This is a genomic window from Rhizobium sp. BK538 (genome assembly GCF_014197575.1).
Taxonomy (GTDB): domain Bacteria; phylum Pseudomonadota; class Alphaproteobacteria; order Rhizobiales; family Rhizobiaceae; genus Rhizobium.
The window spans coordinates 142,724-167,871 of record NZ_JACIFT010000014.1; the positions used below are offsets into that span (position 1 = coordinate 142,724).

Genomic DNA, 25,148 nt, shown 5'->3' on the forward strand with positions numbered 1-25,148 from the left:
CGTTCCGATAACCAGCGGCGGTAGCCTCATGAACAAGGCAGAGAAGAGCGATCAATTTAACCTCGATGCGCTACGCAAACAGGTTTCAGACATCAATCGGCACAACAAAGACGCGGATAAAAAGGCCCAGCCGGAGCCGATCAACAGCTATGCCCGTCAGATCGCCGAGCAATTCAGTGCGGGAAACCGCTCGCCGGCTATCATCATCGGCCAGTTTCGCCTGTTGGAATTTGCTTCGCAATTTCTGATCGGGCTGCTCGTATTCCTTCTCTGGCCGGGGAATGAGGCGGAGACCCTCTTTGGACGCGCCGTCACTGCCGTAATTGTTGCGGCCCTCCTCGTCTGCGGGCTCCAGACGGCCGACACTTACTCCGTCCCCGCCTTGCGCACGCGTTTGCGCCTGCTGCCACGCGTTTTTGCCGTGTGGGGATCGGTCTTCGTGATCGTCGCTGGCGCAAGCGCATTCGCCGGCAACGTCGGCTCGACCGTGGTGCCGGCCTATTTTGCCTGGTTCGTTGCTGGCGCGATCTTCCTCCTCGCAGCTCGCTTCCTGTTCGCCTACGGCATCCGCAACTGGTCGCGCAACGGCATCATGGAGCGCCGCGCTGTGATCGTGGGCGGTGGAGCACCGGCCAAAGAGCTGATCCGGGTCCTCGAGCAGCAGCCCGACAATGACATCCGGATTTGCGGCATCTTCGATGATCGCGGTGAGAAACGGTCGCCGATCATGGTCGCAGGTTATCCGAAGCTCGGAACGGTCGCCGAACTGGTCGAGTTCGTCCGTATCACGCGCATTGACATGCTGATTATTTCGCTTCCGCTCAGCGCCGAGGCACGCATTCTGCAGCTGTTGAAGAAGCTTTGGGTCCTGCCCGTCGATATCCGCCTCGCCGCTCATGCAAATCGTCTGCGCTTTCGTCCGCGCGCCTACTCGCGCATCGGCTCCGTCCCGATGCTCGATATTTTCAACAAGCCGATCCGGGACTGGGATTCCGTCGCCAAGCGCTGCTTCGACATCTTCTTTGCGTTGCTCGCTCTGGCGCTTTTCTGGCCGATCATGCTGACAACAGCGGTCGCCATCAAGCTGACCTCGAAGGGGCCGGTCTTCTTCAGGCAGAAGCGTCACGGTTTCAACAACGAGATCATCAACATCTTCAAGTTTCGTTCGATGTATGCCGACAAAGGCGATCCGACCGGTCGCGCCGCCGTCACCAAAGGTGATCCTCGCGTAACCCCGATCGGACGCTTTATCCGCAAGAGCTCGATCGACGAACTGCCGCAGCTTTTCAACGTGCTGACGGGCGACCTTTCACTGGTCGGCCCGCGCCCGCACGCCATTCTTGCGCAGGCGAAGGATCGTGCTTTCGGGGACGTCGTGGAAGGCTATTTCGCTCGCCATCGCGTGAAGCCCGGGGTGACCGGCTGGGCGCAGATCAACGGTTGGCGCGGAGAGGTCGATCACGACGACAAGATCAAGTTCCGGACGGCCTACGACCTCTACTACATCGAGAACTGGTCGCTCTGGCTCGATCTGAAGATCCTGTTCCTCACGCCCTTCCGGTTGTTCAATACGGAAAACGCCTATTGAGCGCGGTCGAAGCGACATCTCTGCGCGTCGCCCAGCCGCAACGAGCAACGTTGCGGCTGCTTGGTTCGGCGATGGTCGCCTTTGGCGTCTTTCTCTCCGGCTTCGTTATCGACGAGCCGGCGCCTTATGAGCTCTGGATGGCCGCGCTTCTCTGCATCTGGTTCATTCTGGGGCTTAGGATCTCGCGCTTCACCGTGCCGCTTCTGGCACTGCTGCTTGCCTTCAACATTGGTGGCATGCTTTCGCTGACGCAAATGAAAGATCTCGGGACCGGACCGATGTATGTCGCCGTCTCAACCTTTCTCGCGCTCACAGCGATCCTCTATGCAGCGATTATCGAGGATAGCCATCGGCGCCTGCCGCTCATTTTCAATGCCTGGGCATTCGCCGCCGTCATCACCTCGATGCTCGGGATTCTCGGCTACTTTCACGCCTTCCCCGGCGCGGAGGTCTTCACGCTCTACGATCGTGCCAAGGGCGCCTTCCAGGACCCTAACGTATTCGGCCCGTTCCTGGTCCCGCCATCCCTCTACCTCGTCCACGGCATTCTCGTCGGCAACTTGAGGACGTCGCCGATCAAGGCCTTTGCACTGTTGATCCTGGCGCTTGGCGTGTTTTTGTCCTTCTCGCGTGCGGCCTGGGGTCTTTTTCTTCTCGGCATTGTCCTTCTGATCTTCTGCATGATGCTCAAGGAACGCAGCGGCGCGTTTCGCCTGCGGATCCTGATCCTGTCGCTTGCCGCGATCATGCTACTGATCGGATCGCTGGTCGTTGCATTGCAATTTCCGAAGGTCAGCGCGCTCTTTTCGGCACGCGCCCAGCTCGTGCAGCAGTATGACGGCGAGCACCTCGGTCGCTTCGATCGCCACCGCATTGGCTTCACGATGATGATGGAACGGCCACTCGGAATCGGTCCGCTGGTCTTTGGCACAATGTTTCCGGAAGACGAGCACAATGTCTGGCTGAAATCACTAACGAGCTACGGTTGGCTCGGCTTTCTCAGCTATGTCACAATGCTTTGCTGGACGATCCATCTCGGGTTCAGCAATCTCCTCAGGGATCGCCCGTGGCAGCCCTATCTGATGATCGCATGGATCGGGGTGTTAGGGCATGCAGCAATCGGCAACGTCATCGACATCGACCACTGGCGACATGTCTACCTGCTTTTCGGCGTCGTCTGGGGCTGCGCTGCGCTCGAACAGCGCCATAAACGACGTCTTACAACACGTCGGTCTTGCGAACGAACGCCGGCGCACTAGTCTTTGATTCATGATTACAGCCACACAAATGCGCGGTGCCCGCGCCATGACCGGAATGAGCATCGAGCAACTGGCAGCCGCATCCGGGTTGCCCGCTGCCACCATCGAAACAATGGAACGCGACGAGCAGGACGGGGAGCCACACGCATTGCTCGCCGTCAAGCAAGCACTTGAAGCGGCGGGCATTATCTTTATTGCCAGCGGCAATCACGACGAAGGCGGACCAGGGGTGAGATTGCGGGCGCGCACGGGGGCCGATGAAGGCATCCGCCCGGAAAACCTCAACGCTGCGAACGACGATTAATCCAGTATCTTTCTTGGAGACCTGAAATTACAAATAGGCCTTTGCGAGAGCCGAAAGCTTGCCCTGGTCTCTGACGCCCTGTCGATAGAGCTGGATCAGAAGCGCGCCGATAGTCTCGGCGGCCGAGGTGTTCCGCTCGAGCCCCCTGTCCTTACAGACATCGTCAAGCACCCCGGACAAAAGATCGAGATCGTCCGAGAAAAGCGGCAGGTCACGCGGAAGAACTGGGGATTTGAGCATGACGCCACAGCTCCCATCAGGGGCTATCAATACCAGCGATTGTCATCGACCGCCCATCCATAGCCGACGATGCGGCCACTATGCGCGCGAGCCGGCAATTTATCAACCGAACATTTCTTGCGGAAACATTTATGTGAATGGCGTAGGCCAAGCCTGCCGATGGGCGAGTTCTGCCTCAGTTCTTCAGCTGCTCCGAGGCAAGCTGCGACTGGAGCGAGCCCTCAATGATGATCCTTGCGCTGACCTTGACGACATAGGTCTCGGCCAGTTCGGTCAGCGCCAGCGCGACTTCGTGCTCCGGCCAACCCGACGACACGGCCTTCTCAACCAGAGCCCCAAAGGGCTCCGATAGCGCTTCCCGGCATGTTTTGCTCGTCTCGCGGTCTGCCATGCGTCATCCACCAGCATTTGCGGGGCATATATTACAGAAAACTAATAATTATTCGAGTTACCACGACAAATTTCTGACAGCGGTATTTCCGTTGAGCCTCGACAGGCAGCCATCAGCATCGGAAATACTGCCGGAACAACGCGATTGCGTCGGCGCCGCACAATTGATTCGTCGACAAGTACCATCAAGGAGGCGAGATGACCTTCGGGCTTCTGGGGGTGCCGAAGGTTGAGTAAATGGTCGGGGCGACTGGACTCGAACCAGCGACCCCTTGACCCCCAGTCAAGTGCGCTACCGGGCTGCGCTACGCCCCGACCTGCCAAAACGGCCTGATCCTGTTAGTCTTTTGGGATTCCACACGCAAGAGGAAAATCGCCACTGGTGAATAAAAAGGAATAAGCGCGCTTCAACACAGAAAATCCCGGGGAGATCCGACGGGCAGCTCGCTTCCATTCTCATCCGAAGTCAACGACGCCGACTGGGCCAATTGGAGATGCCGTTCGCAACATGGCAGCGCTCAGCAGCGCGCCACCTGGTGGTTTTCACAAAGCCAGCCAATCAACCGAATGTGCAGACGGACGTAAGGGCTGCCAGTGTTCCCGGTTGAGATCCCTTGATGGATAGTTTCACTTGTGAACAGCTTCCGTGGCGCGCCGTCGATGATTGATATGCCGAAGTGCAGCGAGCCCAATTCCGGTGAGACGCGATGGATCCTATTTTTGTTCCATCGCCTCCCATCGCCGTTCCTTGCGCGTCTTTGGCTTTAGCCGCTTGTAGGTTCTTTCAACGAAACGGAGGAATCTCGTCACATGCATCAGCTTGTCAACGAATGAGCTCAAATTCACGAGACGCTCCGCCAGCACCTCGTTTGCCGTGAAAGCGATCTCGGCAGGAGAGTATTCTGGAAAGTGTGCGGAAAGCTCTGCATAGGAATTGGTTCGCTCGCGGCCAATAATGTCGATCTTCCCGCGCCGATACATTAGTCGCAAGACCACTTGTTCGAACGTCCAGTCATGAACGTCAAGAACCTGATAGCGCTCGCTTCGCTTGGACGAAAAGCCGGCCAGAGTGACCGTTACTCCCAGTTGGAGATTGGCGAGCCAAAAGCACAATGCAAATCCCGTGGTTGGCAGACTTGCAGTTGGATAAAACGGAGCGAACACATCCGTCAGATCCAGATGCCTGACTTTCACATCACCAAATGCGGAAGCTGGGCTGAACTTTTCGCTGTCACCGATGGTCAGATTGATGATCCCAAGGAAGCTACTTTTATCAAAGTACTGGAGAACCTTGGATACTTTGCCGCTTTTGACAAGGTTGGCTCCCAGAGCTCCGCTTCGCGACACCAAAAGGGCATTGCGCGTAAACGGTTTGCTCAGGACCTTGTAGACCTTGTTGAAGAAGATGAAGAGCGTCGTCTCAGGAAAGCGCGACGCAAGCTCGTCGATGTCGACCTCGTCGCTATTTGCCACTAAGACGATATCGCTGTAGCCGAGAAAAAACGATCTCCAGTCCTCCGTGTTGATTTCCACTGGAGGAGTCGCGTTCATCGTTTCAAGATCGCTAGCGCCAGATCTGCTCATCGTTCAAACCATGTTTGTGTTGTCGTGCTAAAGGAACGCGTGGAGGCAGTTGCGCGATCGCCGTTCTCCGTTTCACTTCTTCGCCTGTCCCAGTTTTCACCAGGCGCCCCGGCGCTCCCACATAGACGCCAAAAGGCACCGTTATCCTTTCACCACACTGTTCGTCCCTATATGGCGCCTCGGGCGATACGGAAGCCCACAAGCACCGCGACTCCCGCGCCGATCCAATGAACGAAGCTTGACGAAAAAGCCGAGATTCAAGCGTCACACCGGAGCGAACTGCGGATCGATCGCGAGCGCCTTGTCGAGCCACTTTTGAGCATACTCGACATCCTGCCAGTTCTTGAACCAAGGGCCGCCGTTGGTGTAGTGAACGCCCTTCGGATAGCCGGCGGACGGCTTTGAGCTCCAGCCTTCCAGCCAGTTCCACTCTTCCGGAATTTCTCCGATCTCGCTGTCATCGGCCCATTGGAGACGATGAAGAAACGCGCCGGTTTCGGCGTTGATGCGTTCCGGCGTCAGGTTGCGGGTGGAGGGATGGCCGCAATTGAAGAGCATGAACGACGACCAGTTCTTCCGCGGATAAGTTGTCTGGATCTTGCCATCCATCTTTACGCCTTCCTTCGGCGTGTAATCATGATGGACGCAGGCAACGGCCTGGTCTTCATTGCGATACTGCAGCAGGTCAGCGACGTCGCCAAAGAACAGGAAATCGCAATCGCAAAACAAAGCCCAGCCCTTGTAATCGGCAAGCCATGGCGTGAAGAAGCGGGAATAGGTAAATTCCGTTGATGCCAGCGGATCGACCGCGCGGGTGTAGACACCACGGTCGATTAGATCCTGCAGCTTGATTGGGTGTACATCGACCTCGATCGAGGCATGTTCGAGCAGCGATTCCTTCGCAACTTCATAGGCGATATCTTCGCGTGAATCCCAACCGATGTAGACTGATAAGTCTGCCATGCACACTCCCCTTTTCTTCAGTAGTCAGAAGCCGATGGAACACTCGGCGCTGTTCTTATCAGCGCCGATGATTGCTAGCTCGCGCATCGTAACGTCGAGCGTGAGAAGGGCTTCAAAGCTCAAATCTGATTTGAGCAAATGTGAACAACAAATGTAAACAGCAAAACTCACCTTAAACGACGAAAGATGTGGACACTTCGCGACCAGACGCGCGATTGATATTGGCATATCAGCAACATCGAGGGATCGACGGTAGCAATCCGCCGGTCATGGGCCGATCCCACGGAGGACCCGTTTCTGACCTAATTTCCTTGTGTTTCGCCCGGATTGTCACCAACGACGCTTGGCACCTCGAGCGCCACGGCGAACAGACCTGTAACAACCCAATGTGGCTCGACTTTTTTACCGAACCTATGGAATCTCAAGCGCTCGGCGCCCTCTGCGGCAAAACACAGCCGGGCCGTCCGCGCGATATAACAGTCCCGTGGCGCACCTCGGTTGCCAAGACCGCTTGCTTTGTGTCTGCTCCGTGGCAGACCAGCCAAAGGCGAATCGTTGCCAAGATGGGGAAATCCGACCATGAAAACCCTAAAAACAATAGCAATTGTGGTTCTGAGTTCGGCATGCATAAGTGCGGCACAGCAGCCAACGATGATAGGCGATTTTGGCACCCAGACGCTGGCTCTCATCAATTCCTACAGGACGAGCCGTGGCCTATCTCCCCTCGCCGCAAATGGCACGTTGAAAGCGTTGGCCCGGCAACATAGCCTGTACCAAGCAGCTCGAAGAACCATCAGCCACGATGGCTTCCGCCAGAGATCGGCTCAAGCCAGAGCTGCGGGCCTCAGTGTGGTGTGTTCGGAAAACGTCGGTGTTGGATATATGACTCCACAGCAGCTTTTTTCTGGCTGGAGGAGTTCCCCGGGCCATAACACGAACCTGCTTCGACCTAACCTGCGATATGCGGGAATATCCGTGGTCGGAGGCTACTCGACTTTCTTCGCTTGTCGATAGTTTTGCCTTCGCCTGCGAACCGCAGGAAACTGCCGCTATTGGGGTAGCTCAAAAGGCTTGCTCGATCCGCCCTACCCGATTAAGAGACCTGCGAAACGCTAGACTTGGATAAGAACATGCAGATCGAGATCCCCTGCCCGAAATGCAGGAACACCCGAATGAAGTTCGAGCGACCCGAGCCGCTCGACAGCGATATACTTATCTGCTTCACCTGCGGCCACGAACTGGGAACACTGGGTTCGGTCAAGGCAAAGATGCTTGCTGCCTTCGAGCGCATGAAGAAGCAGGCGCAGCAACAGCGCAAGCACTAGCAGCAGCTATTTGACCAACGCAACGCGGCCGTCGGGGCCGCTGTCGACACGCCAACCCCGATAATCGGGGATCGAAAAGTGCGGCGTTGCGAACGGCGTCGTATGCGTTTGTGTAATGACCGTCACATCTGCCCCCGCCGCTTCGCCTGCGAGAATACCGGCAACGGCATCTTCGAACACCAGGCATTTTGTCGGATCGACTCCGAGGCGTTTGGCGCCCAGCAGGTAGCATTCCGGGCTCGGTTTGCCGGCCGCCACTTCTTCACCGCTTACCATTGCTACCGGTGTGGGAATGCCAGCCGCTGCCATGCGGCGCCTGGCGAGTTCGATCGGTGCCGACGTTACGATCGCCCACTTTTCCGGCGGAATACCGTTCAGGAAATCGATAGCGCCGGGAATCGCGACGATGCCCCCGACATCTTCCATCTCCTCCTTCAGCAATTGCCTTGCCTCATACTCCGGATCTACGCCTGGCAGCGCCAGTTGCCGAATGACGTCGGACGCGCGAATGCCGTGGATCGTCTTGAGGAAGACCTCCGGCTCGAAGCCATACCGGATCGCCCATTCGCTCCAGACGCGTTCGACCACCGCAATGGAATTCAAGAGCGTGCCGTCCATATCGAACAGGAAGGCGTCGTAGAATTTGCCGGGAACGGAATGAGAGGCGGTCACGAAAGTTTCCCTGGTACTGACTGATATTGAACTCGGCCAACTGCTGTGAACCCGGCAGAGGCTGCGCCCGAAGAGCGGGCGACGTTTCACTCACTAAGCCAAAGGCACCTGGCGCTCAGCGAACCTGGTCCAGCAAGCGCTTGCATTCGAGGAGATCGTAGAGTGCTTCCTGGAGCAGAGCCCGATCCTCCTTACCGACGCTCGACTTGCCGATCGAAACTTCGGGAGATTCTTCATCGCCACCGCCAAAATTAAAAAACCGGCGGGTGATCGGTGGTTTCGCGCGGCCGACGAGCTGATCCTCCTCGGACATCCCGACCCGCGGTTCGGCGGCGTCGGCGCCCTCCTGCTGGCCGCCCGTCAATGCCTGAACGCTGGCAAGGTCGCCATGTCCGATCGCTATGACGAACTTGTTGCCATTGGTCTTCAAGAGCTTCTGCACGCCCTTGATGGTATAGCCGTGATCATAGAGCAGGTGCCGGATGCCCTTCAGGAGATCGACATCCTCGGGCCTGTAGTAACGTCGGCCGCCGCCGCGCTTCATCGGCTTGATCTGCGGAAACCGCGTTTCCCAGAAGCGCAGGACATGCTGTGGAAGGTCTAGGTCGTCCGCCACCTCGCTGATGGTGCGGAACGCATCGGGGCTCTTATCCAACATCCTTACTCCCTACGCGGTCTCGGGGCGTGCCGCGCGTCTGTTCGGCTGATAAGACGCGGCTGTATCTCATGAACGCCAGAACCGAGCCGCGACTCATCATATTTCAACGGTTTGACGCCGTGAATTCAAGTCACGTCTTGAATACCGCACAGATCGTTCAGGGAAGATTATAGTTGTTGTCGGCAAACGAGAGAACGATTCTCTCTTTTTGGGTCCGATCAGGAGGCCGGATTGGCGGTCTTCTGCTTGGTCTTGCGCAGGGTATGCGCCTTGAGAATCCGCGTCTTCAAGACATTCGACGCCTTGAAGGTCATGACGCGGCGGGGAGAGATCGGCACTTCCTCGCCGGTCTTGGGGTTACGTCCGATGCGCTCATTTTTGTCGCGCACCTGGAAGGTCGCAAAAGACGAAAGCTTGACAGTTTCGCCGCGAACAATCGCGTTACAAATCTCGTCGATGACAGTTTCCACGAGCTCAGCAGATTCGGTTCTCGAAAGACCGACCTTGCGAAAAACCGATTCCGCCAGGTCTGCTCGCGTCACTGTCTTTCCGGTCATGGTTTCCCCGCCCATTTGCCAATTATATTATGAAAGCGAATAAAGAGTATTTGTCTTGCGCCTCACGGTCAAGCTCTTGTTCGTCGGTAGTTTTTTGGATTTTCGGGTTACCAGCGCAGGAGTGCGGCGCCCCAGGTAAAGCCGCCGCCCATCGCTTCCAGCATCACCAGATCGCCTTCCTTGATGCGGCCATCGCCGGCAGCCGTCGCCAGCGCGAGCGGAATCGAGGCGGCAGAGGTGTTGCCGTGAAGATCAACCGTAACGACTACTTTCTCTGGAGCAATATGCAACTTCTTGGCGGAACCATCGATGATGCGACGATTGGCCTGGTGCGGCACGAGCCAGTCGAGATCGTCAGCAGTCGTCCCTGTCGCGTCGAAGGCAGCCTGAATGACGTCGGTGATCATGCCGACCGCATATTTGAAGACTTCGCGGCCTTCCATGCGAAGCTTGCCAACTGTGCCAGTCGTCGAGGGGCCACCATCCACGTAGAGCTTTTCCTTGTGGGAGCCGTCGGAACGCAGATGCGCCGTCAGCACGCCGCGATCGACCGTCGTGCCCTCGCCTTCCGCAGCTTCCAGCACGATTGCGCCGGCGCCGTCGCCGAAGAGGACGCAGGTCGTGCGATCGTTCCAGTCGAGAATGCGCGAGAAGGTCTCGGCGCCGATCACCAGCACACGCTTGGCGAGACCGCCCCTGATATAGGCGTCGGCGGTCGTCACTGCGTAGACGAAGCCCGTGCACACGGCCTGCACGTCGAAGGCAAAGCCATGGTGCATGCCCAGTCGGTTCTGGATATTGACGGCAGTCGCCGGAAAGGTGTTATCGGGCGTTGAGGTGGCACAGATGATGACATCGATGTCGGCCGGGGTCAGACCAGCCCGGTCGAGCGCTGCGCGCGCTGCCGCTTCGCCGAGCGACGAAGTCGTCTCGCCCTCGCCGGCAATGTAGCGCTGGCGAATGCCAGTGCGCTGGACAATCCATTCGTCTGATGTGTCCACGACATCTTCCATGTCGCGATTGGTCATAACGCGTTTCGGAAGTGCGGCTCCGAACCCGCGAACAACTGAACGGATCATATTGCTTAAACCTCGTCGCTCATGCGGCTTCCGGCCCGATCGGGGGCAGCCGCTTGGCATGATACTTTTGAAGATCGTTTTCTATTTTCTGATTGAGGCCATTCTTGGCCATGTCGTAGCCGACCTCGATGGCTGCAGCGATGCCCTCGGCGCTGGCGCCGCCGTGGCTCTTGATGACGACGCCGTTGAGGCCAAGGAAGACGCCGCCGTTAACCCGGCTCGGATCCATCTTTTCGCGCAGCATGTCGAACGCGCCTTTGGCGAAGAAGTAGCCGATCTTGGCAAGCAGCGTGCGCGACATTGCGGCGCGCAGATACTCGCCGATCTGGCGCGCCGTGCCTTCGGCCGCCTTCAGCGCGATGTTGCCGGAGAAGCCTTCGGTCACGACGACGTCGACGGTCCCCTTGCCGAGATCGTTTCCTTCGACGAAGCCATAGTACTCGAGCGAGTCGATGTTCGCCTCGCGGAGCAGCCGCCCCGCCTCCTTCACCTCTTCCTGCCCCTTGATCTCTTCGACACCGACGTTCAGCAAGCCGATCGTCGGACGTTCGATCTCAAACAGCGCGCGGGCCATTGCCCCACCCATGAGGGCGAAATCCATCAACTGCTGCGAATCCGCGCCGATCGTCGCGCCGACGTCGAGAACGATGCTTTCGCCCTTCAGCGTCGGCCAGATGGCGGCGATCGCCGGCCGCTCGATATTGGCCATCGTGCGCAGACAGAACTTGGCCATCGCCATGAGGGCGCCGGTATTGCCGGCCGACACGGCAACGTCGGCCTCCTTCGTCTTCACCGCCTCGATCGTCCGCCACATGGTGGAGACATAACGACCGCGGCGAAGCGCCTGACTCGGCTTCTCGTCCATACGGACGGCCAGTTCGCAATCGTGGAAGACAGTCTTTTCCTTAAGCTTCGGAAACCTGTCGAGAACCGGCTCGCACTGTTCCTTCAAACCATACATCACGAAGGAAATATCGGGATGTCTTTCCAGTGCCTTGGCGGCGCCGGGGATGACAACCTGGGGACCATGGTCGCCACCCATGAGGTCGATAGAAATTCTGATCACGCGTCCCTGATCCTTATTTTTCGCCTCCGGCGGGCGAAATTTCGGCCAAAATACCGGTTTTCCCGTCGCTTACAACTGAATTGTGTCAAATCCCCAACGGCGTTCAGTCCTTTTTCCAATCCTTCAACACGGCGAAGGCGGACGGCTTTTTATCATTCTCTCCAGTGTCTTCTACGTGACCGCCGAACTCGACACCTGCCTTGCGGGGATAAGGATCTATCGCAAGAGCCGCGAATTCCGTCACGACCTCACCGGCATCGATTGTATCGCCGGTAAAGCTCTCGGGAAGGTCCGGACCGTCAGGATCGAGCACCATCTCACCGGCATCATTGGCTGGCCGACGCGCAAGCTTCGAATTTTCAGGCACGAAGATCTGCTCGAAGGTCTCATCGATGGCGGATGGAACCGGATCGAGGGTAACGACGCAGGATTGGACAATATTTGCCTGGACCCTGCCCTTCATGCGGATGCCGTCGCGCTTCCACCGAGCGATCTGAAGTTCGGCTTTGAGGCTGTCCACAGAAAGGACATTCCAACGCTCGGCGAGCGCCGCCAATTCCCGCTTGTCGGCCTCCAGATGCACCTCGACAGGATTGGCCGATATATGACCGACATTTACGAGGTAAGAGAATGGCACGTCATCTCTCTTGTTCTTCATCGTCTTCTCCTCAGGCAACCTTCGGGAGCGTCGCCGAGCCTGTCGCGATGACGTCTTCCGACTGAGACAAAAGATGGTCCTCGGCCTCGAACATCCAGCCCGCGAGACCGCGCATATCGACCGGCTCGGTCGTCTTGGGATGGATGTTTCGGACAAGCGCAGCGGCAAGCCCTTCGGCATCCCTGGTGTCCATCGCCTTGGAGTAAGCCTCGAGGCGGCCATAGAACATGCCCGCCAGCTTCTTCATGCGTTTCGGCACGCTGTTGTCGCCGATCCCCAGTTCACGAATGGAGTAGTCGATGTCCTGGAAAAAGGCATCGACGATTTCCTGCGCGATTTCCTGGCCGCTCGTCTCAGACGTTCGTGTGCGCCGGAAGAAGAGGATCATCACCGCGGAGAGCATTTCGAAGCGCCCCATGACCGTATCCGGCACATTCAGGCGCTCATAGAGTTCCGGCATCCGCGCGGCCGACGTTAATGCCTGATATTGCCGATCAACGATTGCCTGATTGTTGTTTTTCTTGCCAAAGAGCCCGAAGATCATTGTTTTGTCCGGAAAGGCCTCATTCTTGACGCCAAGCGGCGTCCGGCCTTGTTGCATGATTTCGAAAGCTGGTTTACCGAAGCAGGCGCGAATTGCAATGCCGAAGGTGGCCACTTTCGGGACAGCACCCCATCTGTCCGCACGAGCCAACGGGACGTCTGACCCCGGAATGGCCACAATGGTTTTGCATCAGCGATCTGAGGCCGGTGGCTGCCATTCATAATTTAGGGAGTAGATGTCGTTGACGAAACGGTATTTCAAGTCTGACAAGAAATTCCTCAGCAATGCCGCCATTGCCATCATGATCGCCTCCGCCGGACTTTCGGGCTGCCAGACAGGAACCGTCCTTAATGGCGGGTATGTCGCCGACGAGCAGTCTCTGAATCTCGTCCCGGAAGGATCGAGCCGCGAGCAGGTTCTCCTATCCCTGGGCACGCCGTCAACGACGGCGACGTTCGATGGCGAAGTCTTCTATTACATCTCACAGCGCCGCGAGCGCTCCATGGCCTTCCAGAAGCTGAAAGTCGTCGACCAGAGCGTTTTGGCGATCTATTTCGACAAGGACGGCATCGTTACGCGTCGCGCGAACTACACCCTCAAGGACGGCAAGGTTTTCGATACGATTACCCGCGTCACCCCGACAGGCGGCAAGGACTTCACCTTCCTGCAGCAACTCCTGTCCGGCGGCAGCGCCGCGAACGCTGCCAAGGGCCTCTTCGGTGGCGGCACCTCGCAGCCGGCGTCCCCGCAGAATCCGGCCAGCTTGCGCTAACGGGGATCGAACTCCCAAAGAAAAACCCGCCGGATCGCTCCGGCGGGTTTTTTAGTGTTCGTTCGCGGTTAACCTCGGGCCAGAACGGCAAGAAGCAGAAGCGCGACGATGTTGGTGATCTTGATCGCCGGATTGACGGCCGGACCCGCCGTGTCCTTGTAGGGATCGCCGACCGTGTCACCGGTCACCGAAGCCTTGTGGGCATCCGATCCCTTCATGTGGCGAACGCCGTCCTTGTCGACGAAACCGTCCTCGAAGCTCTTTTTGGCGTTGTCCCAAGCGCCACCGCCCGAGGTCATCGAGATCGCGACGAACAGGCCGTTAACGATCACGCCAAGCAGCGATGCGCCCAGCGCCGCGAAAGCCGATGCCTTGTCGCCGCCGGAAATGAGCAGGATGCCGAAATAGACGACGATCGGCGCCAGCACCGGCAGCAGCGATGGGATGACCATCTCGCGGATCGCTGCCTTAGTGAGCAGGTCCACGGCCCGGCCGTAGTCTGGCCGTTCAGTGCCTTCCATGATGCCCGGTTTTTCGCGGAATTGCCTGCGCACTTCCTCGACGATCGAGCCGGCCGCACGACCCACTGCGGTCATCGCGATGCCACCGAACAGGTATGGGATGAGGCCGCCGAAGATTAGGCCGGCAACGACATAGGGGTTAGACAGGCTGAAGGAAATTTCGCCGACGCCGTTGAAGTACGGATACTGGCTGGGATTGGCGGCGAAATATTGCAGGTCGTTGGCATAGGCGGCGAAGAGGACCAGTGCACCGAGACCAGCGGAACCGATCGCGTAACCCTTCGTCACGGCCTTCGTCGTGTTGCCGACCGCGTCGAGCGCATCGGTCGACTTGCGCACCTCCGGCGGCAGATGCGCCATTTCGGCGATGCCGCCGGCATTGTCGGTGACCGGACCGAAGGCATCGAGCGCGACAATTATGCCCGCAAGGCCGAGCATGGTGGTGACCGCGATGCCTATGCCGAACAGGCCGCCGAACTGGTAGGTCGCCAGGATGCCGCCGACGATGACGATGGCGGGTAGCGCCGTCGATTCCAGCGAGACGGCAAGTCCCTGGATGACGTTCGTGCCGTGGCCGGTCACTGACGCCTGGGCGATCGAATTGACCGGTCGCTTGTTGGTGCCGGTGTAGTATTCGGTAATGACGACGATCAGTGCCGTAACGATGAGGCCGATCAATCCACAGGCGAAAAGATTGGTTCCGGTCACCTCTGCGCCGCCGACGGTGCCGACTGAGCCCCAGCCGATCGTAAGCGACGTGGCGGCACCAAGACCAATGATCGAGAGCAGACCCGTGACGATCAGGCCCTTGTAGAGCGCGCCCATGATCGAACCGTTGCTGCCGAGCTTGACGAAGAATGTGCCAATGATCGAGGTGATGATGCACGCGCCGCAGATCGCAAGCGGATAGAGCATCGCCGATTGAAGAATGGGCGCCCCGGCGAAGAAGATCGCGGCGAGAACCATCGTTGCGACGACGGACACGACATAGGTTTCGAAAAGGTCTGCGGCCATACCGGCGCAATCGCCGACATTGTCGCCGACGTTATCGGCGATCGTGGCGGGGTTGCGCGGATCATCTTCCGGGATGCCCGCTTCGACCTTACCGACGAGGTCACCGCCGACGTCGGCGCCTTTGGTGAAGATGCCGCCGCCCAGACGGGCGAAGATCGAAATCAGCGACGCACCAAAGCCAAGCGCGACGAGTGAATCGACTACCTCGCGAGAGCTGCCTTCGTGCCCAAGCACGACAGTCAGAACGTAGTAGTAGATCGACACGCCAAGAAGCGCGAGACCGGCCACCAGAAGCCCGGTGATGGCACCCGACTTGAATGCGATTTCAAGGCCGGCCGCCAGGCTTTGAGATGCTGCCTGCGCCGTGCGGACGTTGGCGCGCACCGAGACGTGCATGCCGATGAAGCCGGCGGCGCCGGAGAGAACCGCGCCGATGAGGAACCCGATTGCAGCCGTGCCGGAGAGCAGCAGCCAGGCTGCAATGAAAACGACGATGCCGACGATTGCGATAGTCTTGTACTGGCGCGTCAGATACGCCTGCGCACCTTCACGAATATAGCCTGCAATTTCCTGCATACGCTTGTTGCCCTGATCGGCGGCAAGCACCGACCGGGTTGCCCAGATGGCATAGACCACCGAGAGCAGACCGCATGCTATTACCCATAAAAGAATGCTCATTTCGCTCTTTCCTCCAAAAGAGCCGGAGCTCACTCCCTCTCCGGCTGCGAATACGCCGACTCGATTTCCTCCCACAGAAATGCTGCAACGCCGCGCGGAGATTGCGTGGAGGAAAACGGCGCGTCAAGCCCGCAAACGCCAAAAGCCCTTGCAGCACAATGGGAACCGGGAGTTTCTGGAGGTCGGGGCCACGGCCCCGGCAAAACGCTACTTCTTGGCTTCGCCGCGAACCTGCTTCGCGATGCGGTCAAGCACTGCATTGACGAGCTTCGGCTCATCTTCGCTAAAGAAGGCCTGGGCAATCTCGACATATTCCGTCACGATGACCGCGACGGGAACATCCTTACGATCGAGGATCTCGAACACGCCGGCACGCAGGATTGCGCGGACCGTGCTATCGAGACGCGACAGCGCCCAGTCGTCCTGCAAAGCGGAGGCGATCAGCGGATCAAGTCGACGCTGTTCTCGTACGACGCCGGAGACGATGGAGCGGAACCAGGAGGGGTCGGCCTTCAGATAGGTCTCGCCGTCGAGTTCCTGACCGAGGCGATGCGCCTCATACTCGGCGACGATTTCCAGGACGCCGGTACCGCCAATATCCATCTGGTAGAGCGCCTGAACGGCAGCCAGGCGCGCAGCACCTCGCTGGTTTGCGGTCTTGACGGGACGCTCCGAGTTCTCGTTGTTCATTCGTTATGCACCCAACTTTTTCTTCAGCTCGATCATCGTGAGAGCTGCGCGGGCGGCAAATCCGCCCTTGTCCTTGTCTGAACGGCGGGCGCGAGCCCAAGCCTGATCGTCATTCTCAACAGTCAGAATGCCATTGCCAATGGCAAGGGATTCGCTCACGGCCAAATCCATCAGCGCGCGCGAGGATTCATTCGACACGATATCGAAATGGTAGGTCTCGCCGCGGATGACCATGCCAAGGGCGACATACCCGTCATACTGCGTACCATCATTATCCGCTCCGTCGAGCGCCATGGCAATCGCCGCTGGAATCTCGAGAGCGCCGGGAACGGTGACGACCTCATAGGTCGCGCCGGCCTCTTTCAAGGCGAAGGTCGCGCCTTCAAGCAAGGCATCGGCCATGTCGTCGTAGAAGCGTGCTTCAACGATCAGAATGTGGGGAGCGGTTTCTCGCGCCATGCTTCACCTTCGGTAGCTAGAGGACTTCGCCAATCGGCAGGCCGCGGTCAAAACACGCCGCGACCCGAATGGCAAGCAAATTCCGAACTCGGTTTGGACGCGAAATCCAAGAATCACGGCAGAGGCATGGTTGACAATCCTTGCATCGCCTTGCGCCGAAGGCGGCCCCGGCGCCTCGAAGATGGCAAATGAAGGGCGATCCGCATGAACAATTTGTAACTAAATTCCAGATACTTATTGGTTGAAGGCGGATGATCTGGACACCAATTTCATCTGTGTAACGCTGACGATCCACGGCCGATCGTCAGAGCAGATGAAAGGATACTCCCATGAATCGCGTTGCCGCCATCGCCTCCGCAGTCGCTACTCTTGCCTTCGCAGACGCCAGCCGTGCGGAAAGTCTGGATATGAACACCCCTTCGGGCATCGAACGAACGCTGCGCAGCTTCAGCGGCCGCAATCTCGATGTTCGGCAGGTGTACGATCACGGCGGCTCGGGAAATATCGGGGACCCCAAGTCCTTCGCCGCGCGCAGCGTAAACGACATCCAGATGATCCGTGCCGCTATTGCCGTCAACAAGCCTCTTGTGCATCAACTCAACGCCAGAGGCGTCCTGTTGGGTAACATCGTCAATGCCGACCAGGCCGCGGATGGCGGTATCACCGTCTACTATCGATGAAAGCAAGGGCGACAGCGGAAGCCTGTCGCCCTTACGATGCTTTGCGGTTGTATTTTCTCGCGGGATGGTGCCTCTTCTCCGGAAACAGGAGGGAGACAATGTCCACCGTATCGAAGCCCGTGATCAACATCGCCGATGTGGAGCTTGAACACTGGAAGCAGGGAGATCTGTATGAAAGCGCGGATGCCTCGTTTGGCTCGCTTCTCGGTCTCGCAGGTCTCGGCATAAGCTACAACGAAGTTCCGCCCGGCAAATCCAGCTGTCCGTTCCACAACCATCACGTGGAGGATGAGCTGTTTTTCATTATTGAGGGCACCGGCGAGTATCGCTTCGGCCGTGACCGCTACCCTATCCGGAAGGGTGACACACTCGGTGCGCCCGCCGGAGGACAAGAGACAGCTCACCAGATAATCAACACCGGTTCGACGCCTCTTATCTACCTCGGCATCTCGACAATGGCGAAGACCGAAATCGTAGAATATCCGGATTCCGGCAAATTTCTTGCCAAGACCAATCGCGACGGGGGACAAGCGAACCGCTTTCGCGTTATCGGCAGCGAGAGCGGTAAGTTGGACTACTGGGATGGTGAGCCCGGCGCATGACTTCCATCCGAGAGAGCACTTCGAAATGACAAGTATTCCGGCCATCGAGACCGCGCGGCTATTGCTGCGACCGCACACTGTTGATGATTTTTCGGACTATGCGACGATGTGGAGCGATCAAGCGGTGGTGCGCTTCATCAGTGGTGTGCCCTCTACCCGTGAGCAAACCTGGGCACGCATGCTGCGCGTTGCGGGCATGTGGTATTACTTGGGCTTCGGGTTTCTGGCGATCGAGGAAAAGCAGTCAGGGCGCTTCATCGGGGAAGCAGGCTTTCTCGACATGAAGCGGGACATGCATCCGCTCTCCACGGAAGGCACCCTGGAAACCGGCTGGGGTCTGATGCCCTTCGCGCAAGGACGCGGCTACGCCAGCGAAGCGCTGACGGCGCTGATTGCCTGGGCGGAAGAACGCTTCCCCTCCAAACCGATGACCTGCATCATCCACCCCGAGAACGACCGCTCGCTACGCCTAGCGCGCAAGCTCGGCTTCCGCGAAGTCCAGCGATGCAACTACAATGGAGACGTCATTCTGCTTGCGCGGTCGGGAACTCCGCCAGCCTAGCGGCATAGCGCGCCATGGTATCGACTTCGAAATTGACGAAGTCGCCTGCCTTGCGCTCGCCCCAGGTCGTGACCTCAAGCGTGTGACGGATCAGCAGGACGTCGAAATCCGTGCCGTCGACCGCATTGACCGTGAGCGACGTGCCGTCCAGGGCGATAGAGCCCTTGGGTGCAACGAACTTGGCGAGATGTTCAGGCGCGCGCAGGCGAAAGCGTGTAGCGTCACCCTCTTCGGTCACAGAGAGAATCTCTGCCTTGCCGTCGACGTGACCGGAAACGATGTGACCGCCGAGTTCGTCACCGATCTTCAGCGAACGCTCGAGATTGATGCGGCTACCTTCCTTCCACGTTCCGATTGTCGTCAGACGCAGAGCCTCTTCCCAGGCTTCGACCTCGAACCAGCGGCCGTTGCTGCCGTCGCTCGGCAGGCCGGTCACCGTCAGGCAGATGCCGCCGTGCGAGATCGAGGCGCCCATGTCGATGGTCGCCGGATCATAGGCAGTGGCGACACGCAGCTTGATGCCTTCCTTCAACGGGGAAACGGACTCTATCGTGCCGATGTCGGTGACAATTCCGGTAAACATCAAAGCTCTCTTTCGTATTCGTCCAGGCGGTCGTCGCCAAACATGAAGGTGCCCTTGCGCAGGAAACCCGATGGCATATCGGTCTTCGTCACCGGCGATTCAATACCGCCCTGCCCGATCACCGCAGGGCCTTGATAGAGCAGAATCCGGTCGACGTATCCGGCGTCAAGGAAGAGCCTTGCCGTCCGCGCACCACCTTCGACAACAAGCGAGGAAATGCCGCGTGAGGCGAGCGCAGGCAGCAGCTCGTCCAGGCGGTAGGGATTGCACTGGACGACTTCGACGCCCGCCCGATCGAGCGCGGCACGGCGCGCAAGAAAGGCCGCGTCCTCGCTTTCGTCGAAGCGGGGCGGCTCGGTTGCAACGACGATCAACGGCACCTGCTTGGCGGTCGCAACCAGCTTGCTATCGAGCGGCAAAGAGAGATCTTCGTCGAGCACGACCCGGATCGGCGAGCGGGTCTCAAGGCCTGGGGTGCGAACTGTCAGCAAGGGATCATCAGCAATCGCAGTACCGATCCCAACCAGTATCGCATCGGTTTCAGCGCGCAGCTTCTGCACCTCGGCGCGTGCGGCAGGCCCGGTAATTGCAATCTGCCCTTCGCCCTTTTTCCCGATCATACCGTCGGCAGAAACCGCAAGCTTGAGAGTCACGTACGGCCGGTTCTTTGTCTGCCGCGTGAGGTAGGCGGCAAGCGAACGCTTACCTTCATCTTCAAGAATTCCGGACTCGACCTCGATCCCGGCATCGCGCAGCATGGCAATGCCCCTGCCCGAGACGCGCGGATCCGGATCGGTCACGCTGATGACGACGCGACCGACGCCATAGGCAATCAGCGCCTCCACGCAGGGCGGCGTCTTGCCATGGTGCGAGCAAGGTTCGAGCGTCACATAGGCGGTGGCGCCCCGTGCCAGATCGCCGGCTCCGGCCAGAGCTTGCGGCTCCGCATGCGGGCGCCCGCCGACTGCCGTTACGCCACGGCCGACGATCTGCCCGTCACTCACGATGACGCAGCCGACCGAAGGATTGGTTGATGTCTGGCCGAGGTGCAGGAGACCCAGCCGGATCGCCTCTTGCATGAAACGCGCGTCGTTTTCCGAAGCGCTCATCAGCTAGTTGTCCAAGGGATCGCGAGCGATCTTGGCGTTGATCTCGGATATCACTTTCTCGAAATCCTCGGCATGAGAGAAGTCCCGATAGACCGAAGCGTAGCGAACAAAGCCAACATCATCCAGACTCTTCAATGCTTCCAGCACCTGCAGACCGATCTGCTCGGAGCTGATCTCAACCTCGCCGGAGCTTTCAAGCCGTCGAACGATACCGGAGACCGCGCGCTCGATGCGGTCGCGGTCGACGGGGCGTTTGCGCAACGCGATCTCGAAAGAACGCACCAGCTTGTCGCGGTCGAAAGGCACCTTGCGGCCGGTCTTCTTGACGACCATCAGTTCGCGCAGTTGCACGCGCTCGAAGGTTGTGAAGCGACCGCCGCAGTCGGGACAGATACGCCTCCGGCGGATGGACGTGTTGTCCTCCGCCGGGCGTGAATCCTTGACCTGTGTGTCTTCCGATCCGCAAAATGGGCAGCGCATGCGCTACTCTTAGCCGATGTAGTCGTACATTGGGAAGCGGTTGGTCAGGTTGACAACCTTATCCCGCACGGCAGCTTCGACGGCTGCATTGCCTTCGTCGGAATTGGCGACCTTCAGGCCATCGAGAACCTCGACGATTAGGTTACCGATGTCCTTAAATTCCGCTTCCTTGAAGCCGCGCGTCGTGCCGGCAGGGGCGCCGAGACGAACGCCCGATGTGACGAAAGGCTTTTCGGGGTCGAACGGGATGCCATTTTTGTTGCAGGTGATGTAGGCCCGGCCAAGAGCTGCTTCGGCGCGCTTGCCAGTCGCGTTCTTCTTGCGAAGGTCGACGAGCATCAGGTGGTTGTCAGTGCCGCCCGAGACGACATCGAGCCCGCCAGCGATCAGGGTTTCGGCAAGTGCCCTGGCGTTCTTGACGATCTGGGCCGCGTAGTCCTTGAACTCAGGCTGCAGCGCTTCGCCGAAGGCAACGGCCTTGGCGGCGATGATATGCATCAGCGGGCCGCCCTGGAGACCCGGGAAGACGGCCGAGTTGAACTTCTTCGCCAAGTCCTCGTCGTTGGTCAGGATCACACCACCGCGCGGACCGCGCAGCGACTTGTGGGTCGTGGTCGTGGCAACGTGGCAATGCGGGAACGGCGACGGATGCTGGCCACCGGCAACGAGACCGGCGATGTGAGCCATATCAACCATGAGGTACGCGCCAACGGAGTCAGCAATCTCGCGGAAGCGCTTCCAGTCCCAGATGCGGGAATAAGCAGTACCGCCAGCGATGATGAGCTTCGGCTTGTGCTCTTCGGCCTTGCGGGCGACTTCGTCCATGTCGAGCAGGTTGTCGCCTTCGCGTACGCCGTAGGAAACGACATTGAACCACTTGCCGGACATATTGACCGGCGAGCCGTGCGTCAGGTGACCGCCCGAGTTGAGGTCGAGGCCCATGAAGGTGTCGCCCGGCTGCAGCAACGCGAGGAACACGGCCTGGTTCATCTGCGAACCGGAGTTCGGCTGAACGTTGGCGAAGTTGACGCCGAAGAGCTTCTTGGCGCGTTCGATCGCGAGCTCTTCAGCAATATCGACGAACTGGCAGCCGCCGTAGTAGCGCTTGCCCGGATAGCCTTCGGCGTACTTGTTCGTCATGATGGAGCCCTGGGCTTCCAGCACCGCACGGGAAACGATGTTTTCCGAAGCAATCAGCTCGATCTCATGCCGCTGGCGGCCGAGCTCCTTTTCGATCGCGCCGAAGATTTCCGGATCGGTGTCGGCGAGCGAGCGATTGAAGAAGGTCTGGGTGGAAGCATTTGTCATGGGCGGGCTCCTCAACTGGAATGCGCGAAGGTATTAGCGCCCCGCCCTGTCAAGGGCAATACGGAGAACGACATTTGCTAGGCAATCTACGCGCAACAAAAAACCGCGCCTCGAAAGACGCGGTCTTGAATGCGAACGAGAGGCTCGAGCCTCATTGAACTGGCTGCTCCGTGCCAGCGGTCGTATCCAGCGCCAGCTCGGCATTGCCGTCGAGCTGGTAGATATCGTCGCGGAACTGCACAACGCCATCCGGCATGCCCCAGGCGGAGATGTAAACGAAGTAAACCGGCACTTCTTCAGCGAGTTTGATCGGCGTGTTGACGCGGGTCGTGATGACCTGCTCCATCTGCTGACGCGACCATGGCGGGGTCTCGCGAAGCAGCCACGTCGTCAGGTCGCGCACATTCTGAACGCGGACACAGCCGGAGGATTCAAAGCGCATGAGTTTGTTGAAGAGGCCCTGCTGCGGCGTGTCGTGCATATACTCGCCGTTCTTATTGTAGAAATTGATCTTCGTGGAGGCCATGGCGTTGATCTTGCCCGGGTCCTGACGGAACATCAGATTCGGCGCCTTCTCAGCATTCCAGTCGACCGTTTCCGGCGCCACCTCATTACCCTTGCCGTCAATCAGGCGAATGGCATTCTTCTCGAGGTAGGTCGGATCCTTGCGCATCAGCGGCACGATGTCCTTTTCGACGATCGAGCGCGGTGCGGTCCAATATGGGTTGAGGATGACCTCGTAGACCTTCGAGTTGACGAGATGCGTGGGACGGCTGATGCGTCCGACGACGGCCGCATGGCGCGTGGCAACGCTGCCGTCTTCGACCGCCTCGACGTAAGCCGCCGGAATATTGACCATCAGATGGCGGCGTCCCAGTTCTTCCGGGAACGTTTGAATGCGGATGAGATTGGTGTTCAGTTGCTGCAGACGAACGTCAGCAGGAATGTTCATGGCCTTCAAAGTGAACTCGCCGATGACACCGTCAGCCGGGAGACCGTGGCGCGCCTGGAAGCGCTTGACGGCGCCGTCGACATAGGAGTCGAAAGCACTGGAAATGCCCGCTTCCTGCGGCAGGTCGCCGGTGATGATCAGGCGCTGACGAAGGCTCTGGACGGCCGGATCAGTCACGCCGATCTGCAGACGCTGCTGGCTTGGGCTCACCTCCGGCCAGCCGCCTGCGGAAGCGATCTGCTGATATTGGGCGATCGCCTGTTGGATGCTCGGCACCGACTGCGGTCCGAGAATCGGCGTGTTCGAAACGACGGCCGTCGCCGTGCGGGACGCGGCTTTCGCATCGAACTGGTCGTCCCAATCGCCGCGCTGCGGAGCATTGATGAGCGAGTCAATCGCCGACTGCGCGAATGCGGGGGCAGCCAAAGCGCCCGCGCCGACCATTGCCGCAGACGTCAGAAACGCCCGACGAGAAAAAGCTTCAGTTCTGATTTTCTTCGACATTCATCCCAACCACTAAATTGCCGCTGCCTGAGAGACCGGCGGCCTTCGCTATCCCTGCGAGAACGCAAATCCCTATCAACCCGTCGCCACGGCGCATCGCACAATCTTTCTGCCGGCGATCACATGATTGCGAGCAGGGAGCGCGAGGTTATCGGACCTCAATTGGGGAAGCGCCATTTGCTGTGTATTTCCGCTGACATGCTAATATGGCCAATTCGTGTCGCCCAAAACCACGCTCAACCGTCGGTGGCGGGCGATGTGCAAGTAACCATACCGATCCACAGAATGTGGCGGTTAATAGCGGCTAAAAAACGGCTTGAATACAGGCGATTATGCTTGCCTGCCATGCGTTGCAAAGATGTCACGAGACCGCTGACGGGGTCCGAATTACTCGCGCCAGTGGTCGGCCACCCATGGCGTCGGGCGGATGTAGTGGCGCAGGTAGCGGAACAGCGACTTGTTCCTCCTCCGCTCCGGATCGAACATATGCAGGATGTGATCGAGCGGTGGCGCCGCACGCCCCTTCAACCCGAACCGCCCTTCGACCGCGAACTGCGGATGGAAATCGCGTGGGAATAGGATCACCCGGGCATTCGCGGGTAGGCGCGGCGTCAGGAAATAATTCAGCGGGAAAGGCCAGCGGCAATCCTGCCTGAAATGCAGGACCCAGCGGCGGGGAAAGAACTTCGCGCCACCGGGCGCATTTCGCGTCACGAAGCGCTGTTCGAATTCGTACTTGTCGGCCACGCCCTGCGGATCGGCTCGGAACTTCTCCTGCAACGAAACGAGCTTGCCGACCGGGAATCGGAAAAGAGAGGTCTGCCCGAGGCGTTCAAACGGTGTCGTCTGGTTGCGCGACAGGATGACGTCATCCGGTTCGCCAACCTCGAAGAATGAATCGAGAGAGCCGACAATCACCAGATCGAGGTCCAGAAACAGAACCGGGCCGCTCAACTTTCCAAGCTTCGGACCCCAAAGCCGCGCCTTGGGCCAGATGCCCTTCGTCCTGACCGGCATGTTTTCGACATCCAGCGGCGGCAGGTCCTCGCAGAGAATTTCCGGATTCAGGTCGGCGCGGTTGTCGGTGAAGCAAGTGAACGTGAAGGGCGGCGTGATGTTGCGCCTCACCATGGCGTACAGGCGATTGATGAAGGGAGCCCCGTACTTCGTTCCCCAGCTAATGCAGATGACCTGCTTCACCCCACCGCTTGCAGCCAGTACAGCTGACGTCATAACCACAACTCCTGATTCACGCGAAGACCGAAGGTCCGTGCGGAAGTCATTATCAACTTGGCGACCGAATATGTAGCCCCGTCAGGAAGCGCAGCAAACGGCGGAAAGGGCGCT

29 protein-coding genes and 1 tRNA gene are annotated in these 25,148 nt (G+C 58.9%); 9 read left to right on the forward strand and 21 right to left on the reverse strand.

The window, feature by feature from the left end:
• The first annotated feature begins 28 nt into the window (after positions 1–28).
• From FHX09_RS18885 to FHX09_RS18895, 3 genes are read left to right on the forward strand one after another with little or no spacing between them, the layout of a single operon-like run.
• A complete protein-coding gene (locus tag FHX09_RS18885) occupies positions 29–1,588 on the forward strand; it encodes an undecaprenyl-phosphate glucose phosphotransferase (protein ID WP_132592236.1) in 1,560 nt (519 codons plus the stop codon).
• Positions 1,585–2,847 (forward strand): O-antigen ligase family protein, encoded by a 1,263-nt coding sequence (locus FHX09_RS18890; RefSeq protein ID WP_132592234.1) that lies wholly within the window; start codon positions 1,585–1,587, stop codon positions 2,845–2,847. Before FHX09_RS18885 ends, FHX09_RS18890 begins: the two co-directional genes overlap by 4 nt.
• Positions 2,848–2,857: 10 nt before the next feature.
• Positions 2,858–3,151 carry a DNA-binding protein gene (locus FHX09_RS18895; RefSeq protein ID WP_132592232.1) on the forward strand — a complete coding sequence of 98 codons (294 nt, stop codon included), beginning with the start codon at positions 2,858–2,860 and terminating at the stop codon, positions 3,149–3,151.
• 27 nt (positions 3,152–3,178) lie between these two features.
• Here the strand turns inward: FHX09_RS18895 and FHX09_RS18900 are convergent, their stop codons facing one another.
• From FHX09_RS18900 to FHX09_RS18920, 5 genes are all read right to left on the reverse strand, one after another.
• Entirely contained in the window at positions 3,179–3,391 is a 213-nt protein-coding gene (locus FHX09_RS18900; protein ID WP_007801104.1) for a hypothetical protein, read from the reverse strand.
• Between the two features lie 175 nt (positions 3,392–3,566).
• Positions 3,567–3,782 carry a hypothetical protein gene (locus FHX09_RS18905; RefSeq protein ID WP_132592230.1) on the reverse strand — a complete coding sequence of 72 codons (216 nt, stop codon included), beginning with the start codon at positions 3,780–3,782 and terminating at the stop codon, positions 3,567–3,569.
• 237 nt (positions 3,783–4,019) lie between these two features.
• Positions 4,020–4,096, reverse strand: a tRNA-Pro gene (locus tag FHX09_RS18910).
• A gap of 399 nt (positions 4,097–4,495) precedes the next feature.
• Positions 4,496–5,365, reverse strand: a complete 870-nt coding sequence (locus FHX09_RS18915) for a 3-deoxy-manno-octulosonate cytidylyltransferase (protein ID WP_132592228.1) — start codon at positions 5,363–5,365, stop codon at positions 4,496–4,498.
• 264 nt (positions 5,366–5,629) lie between these two features.
• On the reverse strand, positions 5,630–6,328 hold the full coding sequence (locus FHX09_RS18920) for a hypothetical protein (RefSeq protein WP_007801096.1): 699 nt from the start codon (positions 6,326–6,328) through the stop codon (positions 5,630–5,632).
• 651 nt (positions 6,329–6,979) lie between these two features.
• Between FHX09_RS18920 and FHX09_RS18925 the strand changes: the two genes are divergently transcribed.
• Both FHX09_RS18925 and FHX09_RS18930 read left to right on the forward strand, forming a co-directional pair.
• Positions 6,980–7,342 carry a CAP domain-containing protein gene (locus FHX09_RS18925; RefSeq protein ID WP_245505512.1) on the forward strand — a complete coding sequence of 121 codons (363 nt, stop codon included), beginning with the start codon at positions 6,980–6,982 and terminating at the stop codon, positions 7,340–7,342.
• A 116-nt stretch (positions 7,343–7,458) separates the two neighbouring features.
• Positions 7,459–7,653: a hypothetical protein gene (locus tag FHX09_RS18930; RefSeq protein WP_184450505.1), complete on the forward strand. Its 195-nt coding sequence runs from the start codon at positions 7,459–7,461 to the stop codon at positions 7,651–7,653.
• A 6-nt stretch (positions 7,654–7,659) separates the two neighbouring features.
• Here the strand turns inward: FHX09_RS18930 and FHX09_RS18935 are convergent, their stop codons facing one another.
• From FHX09_RS18935 to FHX09_RS18965, 7 genes are all read right to left on the reverse strand, one after another.
• Complete coding sequence (locus FHX09_RS18935; RefSeq protein ID WP_132592222.1) at positions 7,660–8,325, reverse strand: HAD family hydrolase; 666 nt, start codon at positions 8,323–8,325, stop codon at positions 7,660–7,662.
• Positions 8,326–8,440: 115 nt separating this feature from the next.
• Positions 8,441–8,983, reverse strand: coding sequence for a MerR family transcriptional regulator (locus tag FHX09_RS18940; RefSeq protein ID WP_132592220.1), 543 nt, complete (start codon positions 8,981–8,983; stop codon positions 8,441–8,443).
• A gap of 218 nt (positions 8,984–9,201) precedes the next feature.
• Positions 9,202–9,540 carry an integration host factor subunit alpha gene (locus FHX09_RS18945; RefSeq protein ID WP_007801086.1) on the reverse strand — a complete coding sequence of 113 codons (339 nt, stop codon included), beginning with the start codon at positions 9,538–9,540 and terminating at the stop codon, positions 9,202–9,204.
• A 107-nt stretch (positions 9,541–9,647) separates the two neighbouring features.
• The gene (locus FHX09_RS18950) at positions 9,648–10,619 is read right to left on the reverse strand and encodes a beta-ketoacyl-ACP synthase III (protein ID WP_007801084.1); all 972 of its coding nucleotides are present in this window, start codon (positions 10,617–10,619) and stop codon (positions 9,648–9,650) included.
• A 19-nt stretch (positions 10,620–10,638) separates the two neighbouring features.
• Complete coding sequence (gene plsX, locus FHX09_RS18955; protein WP_132592218.1) at positions 10,639–11,685, reverse strand: phosphate acyltransferase PlsX; 1,047 nt, start codon at positions 11,683–11,685, stop codon at positions 10,639–10,641.
• 103 nt (positions 11,686–11,788) lie between these two features.
• On the reverse strand, positions 11,789–12,343 hold the full coding sequence (locus tag FHX09_RS18960) for a DUF177 domain-containing protein (protein ID WP_007801079.1): 555 nt from the start codon (positions 12,341–12,343) through the stop codon (positions 11,789–11,791).
• A 10-nt stretch (positions 12,344–12,353) separates the two neighbouring features.
• Positions 12,354–12,944, reverse strand: a complete 591-nt coding sequence (locus FHX09_RS18965; RefSeq protein WP_183722262.1) for a ubiquinol-cytochrome C chaperone family protein — start codon at positions 12,942–12,944, stop codon at positions 12,354–12,356.
• A 178-nt stretch (positions 12,945–13,122) separates the two neighbouring features.
• Here FHX09_RS18965 and FHX09_RS18970 point away from each other — a divergent pair, with 178 nt between their 5' ends.
• Positions 13,123–13,659 (forward strand): outer membrane protein assembly factor BamE, encoded by a 537-nt coding sequence (locus FHX09_RS18970; RefSeq protein WP_024316602.1) that lies wholly within the window; start codon positions 13,123–13,125, stop codon positions 13,657–13,659.
• A gap of 68 nt (positions 13,660–13,727) precedes the next feature.
• On the opposite strand, the gene FHX09_RS18975 is transcribed toward FHX09_RS18970, so the two are convergent.
• The 3 genes from FHX09_RS18975 to FHX09_RS18985 form a co-directional block, all read right to left on the reverse strand.
• Positions 13,728–15,872 (reverse strand): sodium-translocating pyrophosphatase, encoded by a 2,145-nt coding sequence (locus FHX09_RS18975; protein WP_007801073.1) that lies wholly within the window; start codon positions 15,870–15,872, stop codon positions 13,728–13,730.
• Positions 15,873–16,079: 207 nt separating this feature from the next.
• Entirely contained in the window at positions 16,080–16,562 is a 483-nt protein-coding gene (gene nusB, locus FHX09_RS18980) for a transcription antitermination factor NusB (protein ID WP_007801071.1), read from the reverse strand.
• A 3-nt stretch (positions 16,563–16,565) separates the two neighbouring features.
• On the reverse strand, positions 16,566–17,021 hold the full coding sequence (locus tag FHX09_RS18985) for a 6,7-dimethyl-8-ribityllumazine synthase (RefSeq protein ID WP_007801069.1): 456 nt from the start codon (positions 17,019–17,021) through the stop codon (positions 16,566–16,568).
• Positions 17,022–17,350: 329 nt separating this feature from the next.
• Between FHX09_RS18985 and FHX09_RS18990 the strand changes: the two genes are divergently transcribed.
• From FHX09_RS18990 to FHX09_RS19000, 3 genes are all read left to right on the forward strand, one after another.
• Positions 17,351–17,701, forward strand: coding sequence for a hypothetical protein (locus tag FHX09_RS18990; RefSeq protein WP_007801067.1), 351 nt, complete (start codon positions 17,351–17,353; stop codon positions 17,699–17,701).
• 98 nt (positions 17,702–17,799) lie between these two features.
• Positions 17,800–18,303 (forward strand): cupin domain-containing protein, encoded by a 504-nt coding sequence (locus FHX09_RS18995; protein WP_132592216.1) that lies wholly within the window; start codon positions 17,800–17,802, stop codon positions 18,301–18,303.
• A 25-nt stretch (positions 18,304–18,328) separates the two neighbouring features.
• Positions 18,329–18,865 carry a GNAT family N-acetyltransferase gene (locus FHX09_RS19000; protein ID WP_132592214.1) on the forward strand — a complete coding sequence of 179 codons (537 nt, stop codon included), beginning with the start codon at positions 18,329–18,331 and terminating at the stop codon, positions 18,863–18,865.
• On the opposite strand, the gene FHX09_RS19005 is transcribed toward FHX09_RS19000, so the two are convergent.
• The 6 genes from FHX09_RS19005 to FHX09_RS19030 all read right to left on the reverse strand — a co-directional run bounded on the left by FHX09_RS19005 (position 18,828) and on the right by FHX09_RS19030 (position 25,034).
• The gene (locus tag FHX09_RS19005) at positions 18,828–19,448 is read right to left on the reverse strand and encodes a riboflavin synthase (RefSeq protein WP_007801061.1); all 621 of its coding nucleotides are present in this window, start codon (positions 19,446–19,448) and stop codon (positions 18,828–18,830) included. The genes FHX09_RS19000 and FHX09_RS19005 overlap by 38 nt on opposite strands.
• Positions 19,448–20,557: a bifunctional diaminohydroxyphosphoribosylaminopyrimidine deaminase/5-amino-6-(5-phosphoribosylamino)uracil reductase RibD gene (ribD, locus tag FHX09_RS19010; protein ID WP_132592212.1), complete on the reverse strand. Its 1,110-nt coding sequence runs from the start codon at positions 20,555–20,557 to the stop codon at positions 19,448–19,450. The genes FHX09_RS19005 and ribD overlap by 1 nt, the downstream gene beginning before the upstream one ends.
• A gap of 3 nt (positions 20,558–20,560) precedes the next feature.
• Entirely contained in the window at positions 20,561–21,037 is a 477-nt protein-coding gene (gene nrdR, locus FHX09_RS19015) for a transcriptional regulator NrdR (protein WP_007801056.1), read from the reverse strand.
• A 9-nt stretch (positions 21,038–21,046) separates the two neighbouring features.
• Positions 21,047–22,345: a serine hydroxymethyltransferase gene (gene glyA, locus FHX09_RS19020; RefSeq protein WP_132592210.1), complete on the reverse strand. Its 1,299-nt coding sequence runs from the start codon at positions 22,343–22,345 to the stop codon at positions 21,047–21,049.
• A 151-nt stretch (positions 22,346–22,496) separates the two neighbouring features.
• Complete coding sequence (locus tag FHX09_RS19025; protein WP_037084017.1) at positions 22,497–23,801, reverse strand: L,D-transpeptidase family protein; 1,305 nt, start codon at positions 23,799–23,801, stop codon at positions 22,497–22,499.
• Positions 23,802–24,188: 387 nt separating this feature from the next.
• Positions 24,189–25,034: a glycosyl transferase gene (locus tag FHX09_RS19030; protein WP_132592208.1), complete on the reverse strand. Its 846-nt coding sequence runs from the start codon at positions 25,032–25,034 to the stop codon at positions 24,189–24,191.
• Positions 25,035–25,148: the final 114 nt, after the last annotated feature.

What these genes read in the sequence shown, in the direction of transcription:
- FHX09_RS18885 (WP_132592236.1), top strand. Translation starts at nt 29, where the DNA reads ATGAACAAGGCAGAGAAGAGCGATCAATTTAACCTCGATGCGCTACGC.
- FHX09_RS18895 (WP_132592232.1), top strand. Translation starts at nt 2,858, where the DNA reads ATGATTACAGCCACACAAATGCGCGGTGCCCGCGCCATGACCGGAATG.
- FHX09_RS18900 (WP_007801104.1), bottom strand. Translation starts at nt 3,391, where the DNA reads ATGCTCAAATCCCCAGTTCTTCCGCGTGACCTGCCGCTTTTCTCGGAC.
- FHX09_RS18905 (WP_132592230.1), bottom strand. Translation starts at nt 3,782, where the DNA reads ATGGCAGACCGCGAGACGAGCAAAACATGCCGGGAAGCGCTATCGGAG.
- FHX09_RS18915 (WP_132592228.1), bottom strand. Translation starts at nt 5,365, where the DNA reads ATGAGCAGATCTGGCGCTAGCGATCTTGAAACGATGAACGCGACTCCT.
- FHX09_RS18920 (WP_007801096.1), bottom strand. Translation starts at nt 6,328, where the DNA reads ATGGCAGACTTATCAGTCTACATCGGTTGGGATTCACGCGAAGATATC.
- FHX09_RS18925 (WP_245505512.1), top strand. Translation starts at nt 6,980, where the DNA reads ATGATAGGCGATTTTGGCACCCAGACGCTGGCTCTCATCAATTCCTAC.
- FHX09_RS18930 (WP_184450505.1), top strand. Translation starts at nt 7,459, where the DNA reads ATGCAGATCGAGATCCCCTGCCCGAAATGCAGGAACACCCGAATGAAG.
- FHX09_RS18940 (WP_132592220.1), bottom strand. Translation starts at nt 8,983, where the DNA reads ATGTTGGATAAGAGCCCCGATGCGTTCCGCACCATCAGCGAGGTGGCG.
- FHX09_RS18945 (WP_007801086.1), bottom strand. Translation starts at nt 9,540, where the DNA reads ATGACCGGAAAGACAGTGACGCGAGCAGACCTGGCGGAATCGGTTTTT.
- FHX09_RS18950 (WP_007801084.1), bottom strand. Translation starts at nt 10,619, where the DNA reads ATGATCCGTTCAGTTGTTCGCGGGTTCGGAGCCGCACTTCCGAAACGC.
- FHX09_RS18960 (WP_007801079.1), bottom strand. Translation starts at nt 12,343, where the DNA reads ATGAAGAACAAGAGAGATGACGTGCCATTCTCTTACCTCGTAAATGTC.
- FHX09_RS18965 (WP_183722262.1), bottom strand. Translation starts at nt 12,944, where the DNA reads ATGCAACAAGGCCGGACGCCGCTTGGCGTCAAGAATGAGGCCTTTCCG.
- FHX09_RS18970 (WP_024316602.1), top strand. Translation starts at nt 13,123, where the DNA reads ATGTCGTTGACGAAACGGTATTTCAAGTCTGACAAGAAATTCCTCAGC.
- FHX09_RS18975 (WP_007801073.1), bottom strand. Translation starts at nt 15,872, where the DNA reads ATGAGCATTCTTTTATGGGTAATAGCATGCGGTCTGCTCTCGGTGGTC.
- nusB (WP_007801071.1), bottom strand. Translation starts at nt 16,562, where the DNA reads ATGAACAACGAGAACTCGGAGCGTCCCGTCAAGACCGCAAACCAGCGA.
- FHX09_RS18985 (WP_007801069.1), bottom strand. Translation starts at nt 17,021, where the DNA reads ATGGCGCGAGAAACCGCTCCCCACATTCTGATCGTTGAAGCACGCTTC.
- FHX09_RS18990 (WP_007801067.1), top strand. Translation starts at nt 17,351, where the DNA reads ATGAATCGCGTTGCCGCCATCGCCTCCGCAGTCGCTACTCTTGCCTTC.
- FHX09_RS18995 (WP_132592216.1), top strand. Translation starts at nt 17,800, where the DNA reads ATGTCCACCGTATCGAAGCCCGTGATCAACATCGCCGATGTGGAGCTT.
- FHX09_RS19000 (WP_132592214.1), top strand. Translation starts at nt 18,329, where the DNA reads ATGACAAGTATTCCGGCCATCGAGACCGCGCGGCTATTGCTGCGACCG.
- FHX09_RS19005 (WP_007801061.1), bottom strand. Translation starts at nt 19,448, where the DNA reads ATGTTTACCGGAATTGTCACCGACATCGGCACGATAGAGTCCGTTTCC.
- ribD (WP_132592212.1), bottom strand. Translation starts at nt 20,557, where the DNA reads ATGAGCGCTTCGGAAAACGACGCGCGTTTCATGCAAGAGGCGATCCGG.
- nrdR (WP_007801056.1), bottom strand. Translation starts at nt 21,037, where the DNA reads ATGCGCTGCCCATTTTGCGGATCGGAAGACACACAGGTCAAGGATTCA.
- glyA (WP_132592210.1), bottom strand. Translation starts at nt 22,345, where the DNA reads ATGACAAATGCTTCCACCCAGACCTTCTTCAATCGCTCGCTCGCCGAC.
- FHX09_RS19025 (WP_037084017.1), bottom strand. Translation starts at nt 23,801, where the DNA reads ATGTCGAAGAAAATCAGAACTGAAGCTTTTTCTCGTCGGGCGTTTCTG.
- FHX09_RS19030 (WP_132592208.1), bottom strand. Translation starts at nt 25,034, where the DNA reads ATGACGTCAGCTGTACTGGCTGCAAGCGGTGGGGTGAAGCAGGTCATC.